At 55.5% G+C, this 15,847-nt stretch carries 9 protein-coding genes; 4 read left to right on the top strand and 5 right to left on the bottom strand.

All coding sequences use genetic code 11. The features are described from left to right. The first annotated feature begins 51 nt into the window (after window positions 1–51). The 3 genes from SH467x_RS03315 to SH467x_RS03305 all read left to right on the top strand — a co-directional run bounded on the left by SH467x_RS03315 (window position 52) and on the right by SH467x_RS03305 (window position 5,723). Window positions 52–507 (top strand): MarR family winged helix-turn-helix transcriptional regulator, encoded by a 456-nt coding sequence (locus SH467x_RS03315; protein WP_482369870.1) that lies wholly within the window; start codon window positions 52–54, stop codon window positions 505–507. A gap of 32 nt (window positions 508–539) precedes the next feature. Continuing rightward, on the top strand, window positions 540–1,796 hold the full coding sequence (locus tag SH467x_RS03310; RefSeq protein ID WP_482369869.1) for an NAD(P)/FAD-dependent oxidoreductase: 1,257 nt from the start codon (window positions 540–542) through the stop codon (window positions 1,794–1,796). Between the two features lie 159 nt (window positions 1,797–1,955). Further along, window positions 1,956–5,723, top strand: coding sequence for an AsmA family protein (locus SH467x_RS03305; RefSeq protein WP_482369868.1), 3,768 nt, complete (start codon window positions 1,956–1,958; stop codon window positions 5,721–5,723). 4 nt (window positions 5,724–5,727) lie between these two features. Here the strand turns inward: SH467x_RS03305 and SH467x_RS03300 are convergent, their stop codons facing one another. From SH467x_RS03300 to SH467x_RS03290, 3 genes are read right to left on the bottom strand one after another with little or no spacing between them, the layout of a single operon-like run. After that, window positions 5,728–6,948, bottom strand: a complete 1,221-nt coding sequence (locus SH467x_RS03300; protein WP_482369867.1) for a M16 family metallopeptidase — start codon at window positions 6,946–6,948, stop codon at window positions 5,728–5,730. Beyond that, window positions 6,935–8,194, bottom strand: a complete 1,260-nt coding sequence (locus tag SH467x_RS03295; RefSeq protein ID WP_482369866.1) for a M16 family metallopeptidase — start codon at window positions 8,192–8,194, stop codon at window positions 6,935–6,937. The genes SH467x_RS03300 and SH467x_RS03295 overlap by 14 nt, the downstream gene beginning before the upstream one ends. Before the next feature lie 15 nt (window positions 8,195–8,209). After that, complete coding sequence (locus SH467x_RS03290; RefSeq protein WP_482369865.1) at window positions 8,210–9,328, bottom strand: Gfo/Idh/MocA family protein; 1,119 nt, start codon at window positions 9,326–9,328, stop codon at window positions 8,210–8,212. 280 nt (window positions 9,329–9,608) lie between these two features. Here SH467x_RS03290 and SH467x_RS03285 point away from each other — a divergent pair, with 280 nt between their 5' ends. Next, window positions 9,609–12,344, top strand: a complete 2,736-nt coding sequence (locus SH467x_RS03285) for a tetratricopeptide repeat protein (RefSeq protein ID WP_482369864.1) — start codon at window positions 9,609–9,611, stop codon at window positions 12,342–12,344. A gap of 100 nt (window positions 12,345–12,444) precedes the next feature. On the opposite strand, the gene purD is transcribed toward SH467x_RS03285, so the two are convergent. Both purD and SH467x_RS03275 read right to left on the bottom strand, forming a co-directional pair. Then, entirely contained in the window at window positions 12,445–13,761 is a 1,317-nt protein-coding gene (gene purD / locus SH467x_RS03280) for a phosphoribosylamine--glycine ligase (protein WP_482369863.1), read from the bottom strand. A gap of 128 nt (window positions 13,762–13,889) precedes the next feature. After that, window positions 13,890–15,845 (bottom strand): 6-phosphogluconolactonase, encoded by a 1,956-nt coding sequence (locus SH467x_RS03275; RefSeq protein ID WP_482369862.1) that lies wholly within the window; start codon window positions 15,843–15,845, stop codon window positions 13,890–13,892. Window positions 15,846–15,847 lie beyond the last annotated feature (2 nt).

Genomic DNA, 15,847 nt, shown 5'->3' with positions numbered 1-15,847 from the left:
ACTTCACTGGGTCTTTTGAGGGAAAGCGATATGTGGCTGGATGAGATGGCAGTGAAACGGAAATTTGATTCGCTAGCACAAGAGGCCTATTTGTCCGTTTGGAGGACGTATGATCGCTTGAAAGCCATCGAAGAGCGGTTTTTTGCTCCTTTCGGACTGACCCCACAACAATACAACGTGCTTCGGCTGCTCCAAGGGTCTGAGTCGGCTGTCCCAACGCTGGCGATTGCGACTCGATTGGTATCGAGAGCACCTGACATCACTCGAATGTTAGATCGGCTGGAGCAGGACGGTTATGTTTTGCGAACGCGTTCGCAGGAGGACCGTCGAGCAGTCTTGGTCTCGTTGACTCCCGAGGGTCATAAGATCCTGGGAGAGATCGAAGCACCGTTAGAGGCGATGCATGCCGATCAGATCGGCCACTTGTCGCAAAAAGAACTTCGGCAGCTGTGCGAACTTCTTTCGAAAGCGAGAAAGCCGCACGAGCCCGATGGAAGCAATTGGTAGACGAAATCTTGGAAATACCTAAGGAGTGAACGATGATTCGAAGCGAAAATCAGTTCGACGTGATCGTGATCGGGGGGGGGCCATCTGGTTCCGCGGCTGCGACGTTGCTAGCGAAACGCGGGTTCAAGGTAGTCGTTTACGAACGGGATCACTTCCCTCGTTTTCACGTCGGGGAATCGTTGATCCCTTTCTGCTACCCTGTTTTGGACAAACTCGGATTGCTGCCCAAGATGAAAGCCAGTCACTTCACGAAGAAGTATGGGGTTCAATTTATCAACGAGCACGGAAAGCTCTCCGAGCCATTTCGATTCGAGGAGTACGACCCGCACGAGCGATCGCAGACATGGCAAGTGCTCCGAAGCGAATTTGATGAGATGCTGGTTCACCATGCGCGAGAGTCAGGCGTGACGGTCCACGAAGGGGCGCGCGTACTCGACGTGCTGAGCGAGGGGGATCGCGTGGTGGGTGTTAAGGTGCGCTGCGAAGGGGAAGATGAGAAGGAGGTCCGCGCCTCGGTGGTCATCGACGCGAGCGGACAGTCGTCCTTGCTGATCGACCGATTCCATCTTCGAGTGTGGGACAAGGAGCTGCGAAAAGCGGCGATCTGGACTTACTGGAAGGGAGCCAAACGAGAGCCCGGTTTGGATGCCGGTGGAACGATCGTCATTCAAACCCAAGAAAAGAAGGGTTGGTTTTGGTACATCCCGCTGCATGACGACGTCGTCAGCGTCGGGGTGGTCGCCAACTTCGATTACTTGTTCCGAAACCGGGATTCCAAAGACCCCGAGGTGATTTACCACGAAGAGGTGGAGCGTTGCCCCGGTGTGAAGCCTCGCATCGAGGGCGCGGAACGCGTTCAAGATTACTTCGTCCAAAAGGAGTACTCCTACAAAGCGAAGCAAGGGGGTGGGGACGGCTGGGTACTAGCCGGGGACGCCTACGGATTCCTTGATCCGCTCTATTCCTCTGGGGTACTTCTTGCACTGACCTCTGCCGATGTCGTATCCCAAGCCGTTGGAGATGCGTTGGAGGCCAATGATCCCAGCGAAGCGCGCCTGCGAGTCTGGGAGCCGGAGTACAACAAGGCGATGGACCGCATGCGGAATTTGGTGATGGCGTTTTACGATGGGCTCAATTTCGGTAAGCTGGTGAGAAGATATCCGGATAAGAAGAACCTCATCACCGATATCCTCATCGGCAATTTGTTCGACGAAAGGGTCGACGAACTCTGGCCGTTGATCGACGAACTCAAGCAAGAGACGGCTGCGGAAATGGCGGCTGCTCAATAGCCCTGCGGTAAGTCCGCGTGCGCGAGCGGTTGCATGTACGGCAACTAATCATTGCTGGCTAAGCTCCCAAAATCACTCTCGACCCGTCTTGCACGATTCGACTACGATCCCAGGCGATACCGTCTTCGTATGGTTCCCCTGGGATAGGATGTTGGCAAGATGAGAGTTGAGAAAGAAAACGGATTTAGCAAGCGACCTCGCAAAAGATTTCGAATCCGCAAGGTATTGATTCTCGGTCTGGTCGCCTTTCTTTTAGCGGGTTTCTTTGGTATCCCGATGCTGGTCCAGAATCGTGGACTGGCTGTCTCGATGATCAACCGATATGCGGGCCTTGAGCCCATGCGTGTCGATTTGGCGGAAATCCAAGCCGGTTGGTTTCGGCCCATTCGCATTCGCGGCTTTCAATTGTCGGATGAGCAGGGAGCCGAATTGGCGAGGGTCGAGGAGATCGAGACCGAGCTGTCGCTCTTGAATCTGATTTCGAGCTATACCGATCTGAAGACCATCACCGTTCAAGGGGCTTCGGTGCGTCTCGATGTTCAGCCCGGGACCACGAACCTCGAAAAGGCGTTGAAGCCATTTTTGGAGCCGGCCGCGTCCCCTACCGACTCGTCGGACGGTGCAGCATCTGGCACCAGTTCCTTTTCTGGGCGTATTCGCATCGCCGACGCGGTGATTCACGCTCGCGACAGCGTCGACCTCACCAGTTGGGATTTGGCAATCAAGCAAGCGGATATTCCGCTCCCCACGGTGGAGCAACCGATTCCACCGATGACTCTGATCGGAACCATCCAGCAAACCAATGCTCCCCCTGGTGTCGTGTTGATGGGAGGGCAGTTCAGCGTTCAAACGCAGCCGCTGGCGCAACCGATTGTCGCAGTCGGCGCCACCGCGAATGGTCTGATGCCGTTGAAGATGTCGATTGCAACCAATGGCTTACCCCTTCATTGGTTCAGTCTTGTCAAACGCCGTCTGCCAGAAATCCCAATCGAATCGATCGCAGGTTTGGCGACGGTTCAAGCGGACATTGAGCTGCACAATCAGCAGCAGGTCTTAGCGCAGATTCACACGGCTCAGATCGATTCATTGCAAGTCCATGCACCGATGCTGGTCGGTCCTCGAGGTGCAGCCCTTCAACAAATCCGATTGGCAGGGACCGTGAACAAGGGGCAGGACCGGATCAAAACCGATGGCCTTCAGCTGGCATCGGACGTAGGAACTCTGAAAGCAATTCTCGATTTGCCTCTTGTTCCCAACGTTCCCACGCTGACCCAGCCATGGATCATGAATGCGGACTACGAAGTGAATGGATCGATCGATCTGGCGAGGGTTATTCAAGTTGCTCCGGATCTGCTTCCTATGCAGGATCAGGTCGAGTTGGTCCGGGGCGAGGCGATATTGATTGCTTCTCAAAAGCGTTCCGTAGTCGATGCGACGGTCCCGCCGGATAGCAATATGCAAATCAAGTTAGGTGGCCTCGAGGCCATCATGAACGGTACCAGTATGCGATGGGACGAGGCATTGAACGCGACGCTCGATGTCCGTCCGATTGCTGGCGGTCAGCCTAGCTTCAAAGCGGACTGCAAAGCAGAATTTTGCAACATCCAAGGTCAAGGCGATTTGGTGCAAGGGCAGCTCGCGGGGAGTTTTGATCTGGCGAAGATGCAGCAGCGGCTATCTAAATGGTTTGCACTCCCCGTACAGAGCTTGGCCGGGGCAGCTGAGTGCCAAGTGGCTTGGAAGCAGGACGAAAGCAATCGACTTATAGCCAATGGTGCACTCAAGACGACCCCGGTTCGTATGGTGACCCAGTTCGGGCAATTGAACGAGCCAGCTTGGGAAGGGGATTTGCAATTGGTCGCTCGTCTCGACAAGGGAAGCTTGATCCAGATCGATCGGTCTTCGGTGCAACTCAAAGCAAATACAGAATTGCTATCGGCATCCATTCAAGAGCCGGTATCGCTCGTACCCTCGACGCCAGGGATGGCCCAATTGCCACCCGCTGGGATGCAATGGAAGCTGACGGGAGACTTAGCGGGATGGCAACGCCGCGCCAAAATGTTTGCTGGCATCGATCTGGGGCTTGATCTCGGAGGACAGTGCGAGTTGGAAGCCAAAGGCGTTGTCGATGCGTCGCATGCAGAAATCTCGTTGGCAAAGTTCAGCGCGACCAAGTTCTTCGTCCAATCTGGGGAAACCCGATTTGCTGAGCCGCAAGTTGTCGGGCAGTTTCAAGGGCGAATTAGCACAAAGGACATTTCCAGGTTGCAAGTCGATAATTTGCTCGTTCAGTCCCTCTCCTTTGCCTTGCAAGCCAAAGACGAAGCTGGGGCCCAAGCGGGGACGCGCATCGGTCAAGCTGGATTCCGGATCAATCCCAACCAGCTCCTGATCGCGATGCAATCCGGAGAAGCGACCACGACCTCTGTCGATGGAGATGTCACAGGGCAGCTGAAGTGGCAACTGGATCCTAGTCAGATTGTTTGGGCACTCGGCGTCGATGCGTTGAACATCAAGGCCATTCAAAAGGCGATCGATACCACAACCAAATTGGTGAGTACGGGCGCGTCGGTCCCACCTGCGACGACAATTCTTTGGGAGGAGCCGCAAGCCAAGGCGATCGCATCCGGTCGCTACGACTTAAATACCGGGAAGCTGGATGTCAGCGATTCGCAATTGCAGACCGAATGGTTTGCGTATGGCGGCAATGCTGTGTTGACCTCGTCCAAGGAAAAGATGGAGTTTCTCTCCAAAGGAAATGTCACCTACGATGCGGCTCGTGTTGCGGAAAAGCTGAAGCCTTGGACAGGCAGCTATCTGGTGGTTGCCGGGCAACGGACTCAGCCGCTTGAGGTTTCTTGGACGTCCAGCGGCTCGAACGCAACTTGGTCCGATGCGCTCCAGGCCACGTCGAACATCGGTTGGGATAGCGCTAGCGTGATTGGCATTCCGATTGGGAAAGCAGATGTGCCTCTCAAGATTGAAAACGGACACTTGTTGACCAAAGCCGAGATACCCGTATCGCAGGGAACGCTGCGTTGGAACCTCGACGGCGATTTGGCATCGAATCCGATCGCGATCGTCCAAGCGCCCGAGACGGTGATCGATAACGTCGCCATCTCACCTCAGATGTGCCAAGGCTGGCTGAAATACGTTGCACCCCTCTTGGCTGAGGTCACGAGCGTGCAAGGGAATTTGAGTTTGAAGATCGACGAGGCGGTGATCATGCCGACCGATCTGCCGAAACAAACCGTCAAAGGTCAACTTACCATCCACGGTGCCAATGTGGGCCCGGGGCCATTGGCTGATCAGCTCCTCGCATTGGTTCAGCAGGTTCGAAATCTGCGCAAGGGACTTGGAGCGCAGGATGGAGGCGGGGCTGCTACGACTTGGTTGCATATGCCGACCCAGACGGTTGGTTTTAATGTTCAACAGGGACGCGTTTCCCATCAGAATATGCAAATCCAAGCGGGTGATGTGGTAGTGCAAACGAGCGGCACGGTCGGCATCGATGGTTCGCTCGATCTGGTCGCGTCGGTTCCTATCCAGAAGGACTGGATCGACAAAACTCCTGCGTTGCAATCGCTCGCGGGCCAATCGCTCCAGTTGCCTCTGCGAGGTACTGTGCAGCGTCCGCAGGTGGATTACACCGCATTCACGTCAATTGCCCAGCAGATCGGCGGTGCCGCTTTGCGCAGTGAAGCGCAAAAGCAGATGGAAAAGGGGATGAACAAGCTGTTGGGGCCGCTCTCCAATCAGCTTGCTCCACTCCAACAAGGGATGCAGCAAATGCAGCAAGGAGTTCAGCAAAACCTTCCTCAAATCCCATTGCCAAACCTTCAAAATCTGCAGATACCCGGCTTTGGAGGGACTAACCCGTTTGGCGGCAGCGCCCCAGCGCCCGCCGTTCCGCCTCAACCCCAATAGGAAATTATTCCTGGGGGACGACGCTCACGGTAATGCTCTTTCGATCCGCCAATTTCTCAAACGCCGCTTGAAGTTCGTCTTTCGTGACCCGTTGGTAGTTCTGGGTCGATTGGGCAACCGTCTCGTATTTCTCGCGATTCAACCAAGCGTTTCCTATGGTGAAGAGTCGATTGCCTGGGCGCTCGGAACTCAAGATCATGCCCGAGCAAATCTTGTTCTTCGCCAGTTCGATTTCACGATCTTGAATCGGTTTGGTTCGACCGTTTCGAAGCACTTCTTCGAGTCGCTCCCAATTGTCTCGTCGTGCATCCGGCGTGCACGCCATGTAGCTGCAAAACAATCCGCACTCTTCGAATTCCTGGGTGAAGTTGACCGCCGATTCCGCCAATCCGTTGTCCACCAATTCCCAGAAGAGACGGCTACCCGTGTCATCTCCTAAGATCGAACTCAAAATGCGATACGTATAGCGAGCGGAATCGTTGTAACCCGCGCCTGTTGTGTATTGCAACGTGTATGTCTGCGTTGCAGGTGGATGCACCAAAGTCGATTCCTTCTCCCGGGGGGCCGGTTTCGACAGCAGTCGCGTTGCGTCGGACGGAACCCATTGTTGGGTCAATCGCTTTGCATCGGCGACCAAGGCATCGAAGTCAACGGCACCAGCGGCTACCAAGGTCAAGTTATTGGGTGCATAGCGAGCGCGGTGGTACGCTCGCATGGCGTCGGAGGACATTGCACCGACCGTTTCTCGGGTTCCCAGCACGCGTCGGGCAAGGGGGTGGTCGCCGAAGAATTCTTCCATGGCGAGCTCCATCCCGCCGTATGGGGGCTGGTCGTCGTACATCGCGATCTCTTCGATGATGACCTGCCGTTCCATTTGGAAATCGTCGTCGTTCAGCGAGGGACGCATCATATCGCTAAGAAGGTCGATCGCATGCGATTGGTTCTCAGGGAGAACGCTCATATAGTAAACGGTTTGCTCTTCGCTCGTGTAAGCGTTGGACTGTGAACCAAGGTCGTCGAGCTCGCGATTGACTTCTACCGAAGTTCGTTTTGCAGTTCCTTTGAACATCATGTGTTCGAGGAAGTGACTGACCCCAGCCAACTCAGGCGACTCGTCGCGCGAGCCCGTTTTGACGAAATATCCAAGAGCCAAACTGAACGCGGAGGGATTTACCTCAGCGATAATTTCCAGGCCATTGTCCAGCGTTTCGCTACGAAACTGCATCTGCGATTGCTCCAGAGGGGAATACGATGGGCTCGGGGCCGATGGTGACCATCGTCCAATTGCTCGGGGGGTGTTTGCGGAAAAACTCGACCATATTTTCGCAAGTCAATTTCTCGACCTCTGCGAGCACTTCCTGTCGAGTGGGGACGCGCCCTAGGTAAATCCAATCGTAGGCCATTTGAGAACTGCGAGAACTGCTGCTCTCCTGTTCCATCACGAGCGAGGTACGGACGCGAGACTTCAATCTCGAAAGCTCATCGGGATCGATTCCATTGGCGAGAGATTGAATCGTCTGAAGCGTCACCTCGAGAGTCTCCTGCGCTCGCGGCGCGGTTGTCCCTGCATAGCAGAGAACGCTGCCGCAACGATCAAGCGAGTGCACCGAAGCGGAAACCGCGTACACAAGCCCTCGCTTTTCTCGGACTTCGATGAACAGTCGCGAGCTCATTCCGTCGCTCAAAATGCCGACCAAACCCCGGCCACGATAGTATTCAGGGTGTTGATAAGGAACCGAATCATAGGCCAACGCAATATGCGTCTGCTGGCTATCGTGGTAGAGATGCTTGATTTGAGGAATCGTGACCACGGCCGGTGGTTCCGGGGATTTGCCGACATCCCAGTCTCCAAGCAGTTTTTCCACCAGGGGGATAAGCGATTCCCATTCGAAATTGCCAGCAACGCTAAGGATCGCGCCGTGCGACGTTATGCCTTGCTCCCAAAACGAGCGACAGTCGTCCATATCGATGGCGGTAAGTCCCTCTTCGGTTCCGAGGGAGGAACGGCCATAGGTTTCGCCAAAGCGAATGCGTTTCAGTTCTTTGAAACACTTTTGAGCCGGATCATCTTCTAGCGACGCAAGCTCGAGCAGGCACGATTGTCTCGCCTCCTCCAGTTCGTCCTCTGGAAAATGGGGCTCGCGCAACATGGCAACTGCAATGCGGAGCGTGGGCTCGAATACGCTTGCCATCGAAGCCATGCTGATCGAAGTATGAAACGTTGTCACCGAACTGGAACGTTCGACTCCGAGAAAATCCAACTCCTCGACGATGGCACGGGAATCGAACTCTCCTGCTCCTCGTTGCATCATTTCCAAGGTAAGGCCGGCGAGCCCTTCTCGTCCTGATGGCTCATGCGCCGTTCCGACGGGTGTCAACAGGGTAAAGGCGACCGACTCCAGCCAAGGCATCGGTTCTCCAAGCAGGACGAGACCGTTGGGAAACCGATGATGGAAGACCGTTTGTTGCATATCCGATTGCGCCGATTATTGAGCCAAGGTGAATGCGGGAAGCGGAACGATTTTGCCCCCCTCCAGTGCGCTCTGGTGGGCGCAAATACCAACGCAGGTCCAGTTCGCACTGGTGATGGCGTTAGGCCATGGGTCGCGGTCTTCGCATAAGGCCGAAACAAACTCGTGCACCAGATGGGGGTGCGAGCCGCCATGTCCGCCCCCTTGGATAAACGAAAGGTGCTCTGCGTCCTGGATCGACTGCGTGAACATACGAATCGGTTCGGGAAGCAAATGCGCGTAGTCGGGGACTTCGACCAGCATCGGTATTTCGTGCTCGGGGAGTTTGGCTGTATGGATCACGTGCGGCTGACCCTCGACGAGCGACCATTCGAAACTCTTTTTCGTGCCGTAGACGTCAAAGCTTTCGCGATATTGTCGGGCGGTATCGAACAGGAATCGCCATATGTGAGCTGCGACGTCGCTGTCCTTGATTTTGATATGGCAACTTTCGACCGCGAATCGATTGCCTGATTTTTTGACTAATTCATCGCGAATGGTACCGGACCCGAAGCATGAAACATATTCGGCGCTTCCATTTACCAAACCGAGAACCGGCGAAACGACGTGTGTCGCGTAGTGCATTGGAATCATTCGTTCCCAGTATTCAGGCCAACCATCCATGTCTTGAGGATGGCTTGCTGCCATGTATTGGATCTTCCCCAGCTCTCCGCGTTCATAAAGCTCTTTGAGGAACAGAAACTCGCGACTGTATACAACGGTCTCCGCCATCATGTATTTCCGCCCGGTATCAGCAACCGCTTGGCAAACTTTGTCGCAATCGTCGATGGTCGTTGCCATCGGGACCGTGCACATAACATGCTTGCCAGCCCGTAGCGCTTCGATACTCATCCAAGCGTGGTCGGGGATAGGCGAGTTGATGTGGACAAAATCAATATTGGGATCGGCCAGTACCTTCTCGAATTCTTGATAGCGACTTGCAATTCCGAACCGGTCTCCCGTCGCATGAAGTTCTTTCTCATTTCGGCGGCAAATGGCAACGACCTCTGCGTTCGGATGGCGCTGGTAAATGGGGATGAACTCGGCGCCGAAACCCAAACCAACCATCGCAACTCGAAACTTTTTCTCTGTCATGATCGAACGCCGCAAGAGAGGGAAAAACTACCGTGCTAACGAGCCAGCCCCAATTTCCCCTCGCGAGGGTACCGGTGGGGAAGGATGGAGAGCTTCAAAGGGGACATGTTATAGCGGAATCTTTCCGAAACTCGAAGCCGGAGGGGGTGTGAAACAGGATGGGAGGGAGTGGATTCAGGACCGAAGCACCTTTTTTTCGCTACAATTCTCGGAGAGCGCCCCCCACTTGGCGAGGCGGGGGTTCGGCAGGGGTGCAAACGCGTAGGAATCGGAGTGCAAATTGGCGAAACAGCCCAAAAAGGAACAGGAAGCCACCGCGCAAGAGCTTGCGGGCATGAGCCAACGGGCGGGCGAGCTTATGGAGCGGTCTTTTTGCGAGTCGGCCTTTCTCCTCTACGGGGAGCTTCGTCATCGCGCCAAATCGGAATGCAGCCTGATGTATTACGTCATCGCGACCTTCTTTCAGATGAATCTCGCGCAGCGTCGGCTCCAGTTCGAGATGGTTCGCGAACGGGCGATCGAGTTGATCGCGATCTTTGAAAACGAAGAGCAGGCCCGAAAGATCGAACCGGAACTGGAGCTCAATGAATACGAAGGTTTGAAGTACGCGATGTGCGCCTGCGCCTACGAGGTCCTGGCAGAGGCTACTGGCGAAATCGAAGGCTTCAACTCGGAAGGGATGCAGGAGTGCCTCACCGGCGGAATGGATGTCTGTCGACGGATTGGAAAACTATCCTGCATCGGTTGCTTCCGGGAATATGCGTGTGATATTCACAAGGCGGCCGACGATTACGAGTTGGCTCGGTATCACTGCAACCAAGTTCTCAAGCAGGATGGGGATTTCTCCGATCGTGGGGATCGTCGATGGCTCGCCATCCTCAAGCTAGCGACCCTCGATTTGTTCGATGGGCAGCATGACAGCGCACGCCAACGTCTCGACAAAGCTTGGGAGCTGGCCGGACTGAGCACGGTCAACGATCCTCTCGGAGCCAAGGCCTCAGTTGCCTTCGAACTCCATACTCTCGACACCCTCGAAGGCCTCGCTCTCGACGATCGCGTTGAGCAAGCCTTCACGGAGCTTCCTCCCAGAGATGAATGCCCCGAATACGATCTCGATGTCGATTGCTTGACAGCGCTCCAGCACGCGATGAACAGTTCGTGGTCCGAAGCCGAACAACTCCTTACGCCTTGGATTCGCTCGCTCAAACAAACCCATGCGACGTCAAAGTGGCTAGAAACTGGGATTCGACTCGTCGCGATCAAACGACTTAAAGGGGACTGGGAATCCGCGAAACGAATCGCTGCACCATTGGAAGGGGCGGCGACAAAGTCGAATGACTGGCATTCTGTGCGGCGACTCACGCAGATCTTGGACCCACAGTACGAAATCACTCCGATTGGTACCGTCTTGAAAAAGAATCGGCAACCGACTCCGACTCCTTTGGCGGCGATGCCAGCAGAGAGCGAAGAGGCCAGCGAAGGCACTTCAACTACTGCGGGCGAGACGGAGACCGACAAGGTTCCGGCCGGCTACTACCCGATTTCCTCGGATACCCCTCTCTTCAGTTGGTTAGAGGATTTCGCGAAGCGCCTTCAAGCGGCCCGCGATGCTTCGGCGGAAGACATGGACATAGAGGCCTTTCGGTCTGAGCTACTGCTGAGTCAGAATCGGGACTGGAGCCACCCAGAGGATATTGGTCGTGCCCTCTATTTCATGATCTATCTAATCAGTCCAGGAAGCGATTATCGAGCCATTTGGACTTGGGCAAACGGATTGGTTTCTGGATTCCAGGAGACCGGTTACTTGATTTCGCTGTTGGCGCGACTCGGGATGGCGGTGAACGCTGCCGAACGCTTTGAGCAGTTTTCGAATCTGGATTTTGCCAATCTGAGCGAAGAGCTTCCTCCTGCAGTCATCGAGAGCGAGCGACTGGATCAATTGGTGCGGAAGTCATTGCAATTGGATTCGAATAGTGTCAACAACAACTATCGCGCAGGGGAGATTTTTGAGTATATCGACAACGCGGGTGAAGCCGAACGTTGTTATGCGAGGGCTTTCAAACTGGATCGCTCGCGCGAGGATGCGGCGTTGGCTTTGGCTCGCATCTACATGAACACCGAACGAAATAGCGACGCCCACTACGTGTTGGATCTCTGCATCCGAGAAGGGGGAAGCAGCCCTGAGTTGTACTTTGAAGCGGCCATGCGGGCGCACGCTTTGAGCATGCATGAGCTGCAGGTTAGCTATCTCAAAACGTTGCTAGAACGCTTCCCTCCTGTCCCTTGGTCCTACTACTATCTCGCAATCGGACTGCTGGAATTGAAGAAGCCGGACGAAGCGCTCGAGGCGATTGCGAAAGAAATCAAGGAGTTCGAGGGGATCGGTGTCCATATCGATGCCATCCAAGCCGAGGCATATGCCATGATGGGGAGCTTCGAACGCGCTCGCCATTCCATCACCCATGGACTTTCCCGATCGCTCGTCTCCTCGGATGCTTTGACGCACGGTGGTATATCCTCTGCCATGGATCGGCTGTGGCGCGCTGCCAAACTCATTCCCAATGCTCGGGATCTTCAGCAGCACGTGGAGACCCGGCTGTTGCAGTGCGGGATGACTCCGGAGGACTATTTTGCAGAGCGACGGTCCCATGAGAAACCACGCGACTTGCAGCTATTCCATGTCAGCGTTCTGCAGCCTTTGGACGATCAGTGGGAGTCGTTCCCCGGTTGCTTGCCCGAGCAAGCGGATTGGACCGGTTACGTTGCCCATTGGGGCGTATTGGCCGATGACTCCGAACAAGCGGCCGCACTGGCGTTGGATGCGCAGAGGCTATGCTATTCGATCGAACCTGAAATCATGGATGTGACCCCGGATGAGGAGCCACTGCATGATCGGCCTGGAGTCGCGTTTCAAGGCTATCGAGCTTCCGCAGACGAGATACTCGATGAGGACGATGAAGGGGATGGAGATGGGGACGGCGATGAGGACTTGGACGATGATGAGATGCCGTTCTAAGCAGGCATGCGTGTCCTGCTACACTGCCGCACTCTCCCTCGCGCTCCCGCACCGGCTCGCACGCTCCCGCACCTTGCCGAAGATTCCCGTACCCTGCTCGTTAGCTTTCGCCAACGGCAGCGGCCAAGTAGGCGGCTGCTTTGTCGCTGATATCTTTTCGGCACCAAGCGCCGGGCCAGCGAACCGCTTGGACAGCGGTGTACGCATTGAGTTTGGCTGCCGATAGATTGGCGCCCAATGCGGTCACGCCAAGAACTCGACCGCCGTTGGTCACGACCGTGCCGTCTACGAGTTTGGTCCCGGCGTGGAATACCTTCACATCGGGAATGTCAGCCGCCTTCTCCAATCCGGTGATGGGACGGCCATTTTCATACGCCCCCGGATAGCCTTGGCTCGCGACGACGACGCAAATCGCAGGACGGGGATCCCATACAGGGGGATCGATTTCATCCAATCGGCCATCGACGGTTGCTTCGAGGATATCCAGCAAGTCGCTTTGGAGTCGCATCAGAAGGGGCTGGCATTCGGGATCTCCGAACCGCACGTTGTACTCAAGGACTTTCGGGCCAGCTTGGGTCAACATCAGGCCTGCGTAGAGGACCCCGCGAAACGGTTTGCGATTCCGTTTCATGGTGTGAATGGTCGGCACCAGGATCTTATCTTCGATCGTTTCGAACAGATCGTCGCCGACGACGGGGGTTGGCGAGTAAGCACCCATACCCCCTGTGTTGGGACCCTTGTCCCCATCGTAGGCAGCTTTGTGGTCCTGGGCGCTGGGCAACGTGAGAATCGTTTTCCCGTCGGTGATTGCGAGCACGCTGGCCTCGGGACCTTCGAGCCGCTCTTCAATGATCATCTGCGAGCCGGCGCGTCCGAATTCATTCTTTCGCCCGATTCGATCGATGGCTTCGAGGGCTTCGTCGCGGTACGAACAGACGATGACCCCTTTTCCACTGGCCAACCCATCCGCTTTGAGCACGACAGGCGCTTTGTCTCGTTCGTTCGGATAGCGGGCTTTGATATATCGCATCGCGCTGTCGGCATCCCGAAACGCTTGGTAGTCCGCGGTCGGAACGTCGGCTTGTCGCAGCAAGAGTTTGCAGAAGACTTTGCTTCCTTCCAGCTGGGCAGCGGCCTTGCTCGGCCCGAAGGCTCGGATCTTGACCTTGGCCAATTCGTCGACCAAGCCGAGGGTGAGAGGGACTTCAGGGCCGACGACGACCAAGTCCACGCTTTCCTTTTTGGCGAAGGCTACCAGCCCAGCGATATCGTCCGAGGCGATGGGAACGTTCTCGGCCTCCAATGCCGTTCCTGCGTTCCCGGGGGCGACCCAGAGGCGGGTGACGCGTGGACTTTGACTGATTTTCCAAGCCAAGGCGTGTTCCCGACCACCACTCCCAACGACCAAAACTCTCATGGAACTAAAACTTCCCGCGATGCAATCAAAAAGGAAACTCACGCCGACTGCTTATTGTCCGACAATTTGCAGAAGTTTATCGGCGAGGGGGCGGTTCCACTAGTGCTACCCCCGAATGGCAGGGAGTGTCAGATGGGATTTCCCTTCCACCGGGCGAATGCCTCGAGGGCAAAAAACTCGGGGAGACCGATGCGATTGTAGGAATCGGCGGTTCCCCGATTGCGGTCTTCCGCTCGCTGCCAGAATTCGCGAGGGTCCGAGCCAGGAAAAAGGGCTTTGTCCTTTTGGCTTTCGTGCATAAAGATCGCTTGCCGCTTGAGGGCCAAATCGCTTGGGCTCAACGGGACAGCGATTTCGATTTCATGCAGCGGGTACTCTTGCCAAGCCCCTCGGTAGAGGAGAACGTCAGGTACTTTGTCTCCTCTTTCTTTCATGTTTGCGAGCGCCGCGAAAATGGCTTCAGCGCAGACGCGATGGGTACCATGTGGATCGGCGAGATCACCCGCTACATAAATCTGGTCGGGCGCCTCTCGGATCAGCAAATCTTCGATGATCGCGATGTCCTCCGGCCCAACAGGTTTCTTTGCAATGGTGCCGGTGCGGTAGAATGGCAGGTCCAAAAAATAGAGGTTGGTCTCTTTGCAACCGATTGCGGCTGCGCCTGCTCTCGCTTCGTTTTGACGGATCAACCCTTTGATTTTGAGGATGGTCTCAGGATCGGGATGCCCCGGCCGTTTGTTAACGATCGACTGCCTCACATCCTCCGCCAGATGCGAAGATCGCTCACGATCGATCTCGAAAATTTGGTTGTAGTCCGCCACCAATTCTGCGACCCGCCGGGCGTCGTGATCAAAGACGGCGATGTTTCCGCTCGTCATGTAGGCGATATGAACGTCATGCCCATCTTCGATCAATCGGATGAGCGTTCCACCCATGCTGATAACGTCGTCATCGGGGTGGGGGCTAAAGCAAAGGGCTTTCTTGGGGCTATTCCCTGCGGGATGGTAATCGATTGTATCGAGCATCCATCGAAACACCTTCTGCGCGATCAATTCCGCAGGGCCATGATGCCGCAGCAGTTGGTGCAGATCGTGGGCTCGAAAATCGTCAGCGTCCAGCTTCAGCAACGCTTTCCCTGTTTGATTGCAAAGCCATAGAGTGGCTCGTTTGATCAATTCGTCGTCCCAAGTGACATTTCCGAGAAGCCAGGGTGTCGACGCTCCCTTGAGAAGCGATGCAGCAGGGCCATCCAGCAGCACGCGAACGTCCCCATGCTCCTGCAAATAGGACGCGGGAACCCGGTCATTGATCGGACGCTCGAGCGCTTCCACAACGATCTTCGCCTTGTGCTCGCCAATCGCCAACAACAGGATGCGACGCGCTGCCAAGATTCCGCTGAGACCAACCGTCAATGCTTGCGTCGGCACATTCTCTTCGCCGAAAAAATCGCTCGCTACACCGCGGCGTGTAATCGGGTCCAAGGTGCAGAGTCTTGTTCGGCTGCGTTTTACCGAAAAGGGTTCGTTGTAGCCGATATGACCATTGATCCCGATACCAAGCAAAACAAGGTCGAACCCACCTGCATGCTGAATCGCTTCATCGTAGCGCCGACAGTGCAGATCGATATCGTTTTGGTGCAACTGTCCGTCTAGCACGTGGACTTGTTCGATAGGAATATTGACGTGTTGCAGCAGTTGGGTTTCCAGCCACAATTTGTGGGATTGTGGACTGTCGGCGGGGAGTCCGTAGTACTCATCGAGCAAAAAGAGTTCCACGCTGGAGAGGTCAAGACCTTCGTCGCGATGCAATCGGATGATTTCGCGAAGCGTGGTCAAAGGTGTGGAGCCCGCAGGCATACCGATGACGGTTTTTTGGCCCAACGCCGCTCGTTCTCGAACAAGCCCAGCGACGATGTGTGCCGCGTAGCGTGCCATTTCTGCGATCGTCTCAAAGCAGAACGACGGGATGGCCGTTCCTGCGATTGGCCTCGCTCGCGTCATCAATCGGCTTGTGTTATCACTTCGATGTTGAATCATGTTGTTCGTCGGGATCGTTTTGCGATGCAATTTCGCGTAAGGGCTCATGT

Source organism: Brakhagea slesvicensis (genome assembly GCF_052161625.1).
In the GTDB taxonomy this organism is placed as follows: Bacteria; Planctomycetota; Planctomycetia; order Pirellulales; family Pirellulaceae; genus JBKCUI01.
The sequence above is the reverse complement of the archived record's forward strand: the minus strand, read 5'-3'. Positions and strand labels throughout refer to the sequence as shown.

What these genes read in the sequence shown, in the direction of transcription:
- SH467x_RS03310 (WP_482369869.1), top strand. Translation starts at nt 540, where the DNA reads ATGATTCGAAGCGAAAATCAGTTCGACGTGATCGTGATCGGGGGGGGG.
- SH467x_RS03305 (WP_482369868.1), top strand. Translation starts at nt 1,956, where the DNA reads ATGAGAGTTGAGAAAGAAAACGGATTTAGCAAGCGACCTCGCAAAAGA.
- SH467x_RS03300 (WP_482369867.1), bottom strand. Translation starts at nt 6,948, where the DNA reads ATGCAGTTTCGTAGCGAAACGCTGGACAATGGCCTGGAAATTATCGCT.
- SH467x_RS03295 (WP_482369866.1), bottom strand. Translation starts at nt 8,194, where the DNA reads ATGCAACAAACGGTCTTCCATCATCGGTTTCCCAACGGTCTCGTCCTG.
- SH467x_RS03290 (WP_482369865.1), bottom strand. Translation starts at nt 9,328, where the DNA reads ATGACAGAGAAAAAGTTTCGAGTTGCGATGGTTGGTTTGGGTTTCGGC.
- purD (WP_482369863.1), bottom strand. Translation starts at nt 13,761, where the DNA reads ATGAGAGTTTTGGTCGTTGGGAGTGGTGGTCGGGAACACGCCTTGGCT.
- SH467x_RS03275 (WP_482369862.1), bottom strand. Translation starts at nt 15,845, where the DNA reads ATGAGCCCTTACGCGAAATTGCATCGCAAAACGATCCCGACGAACAAC.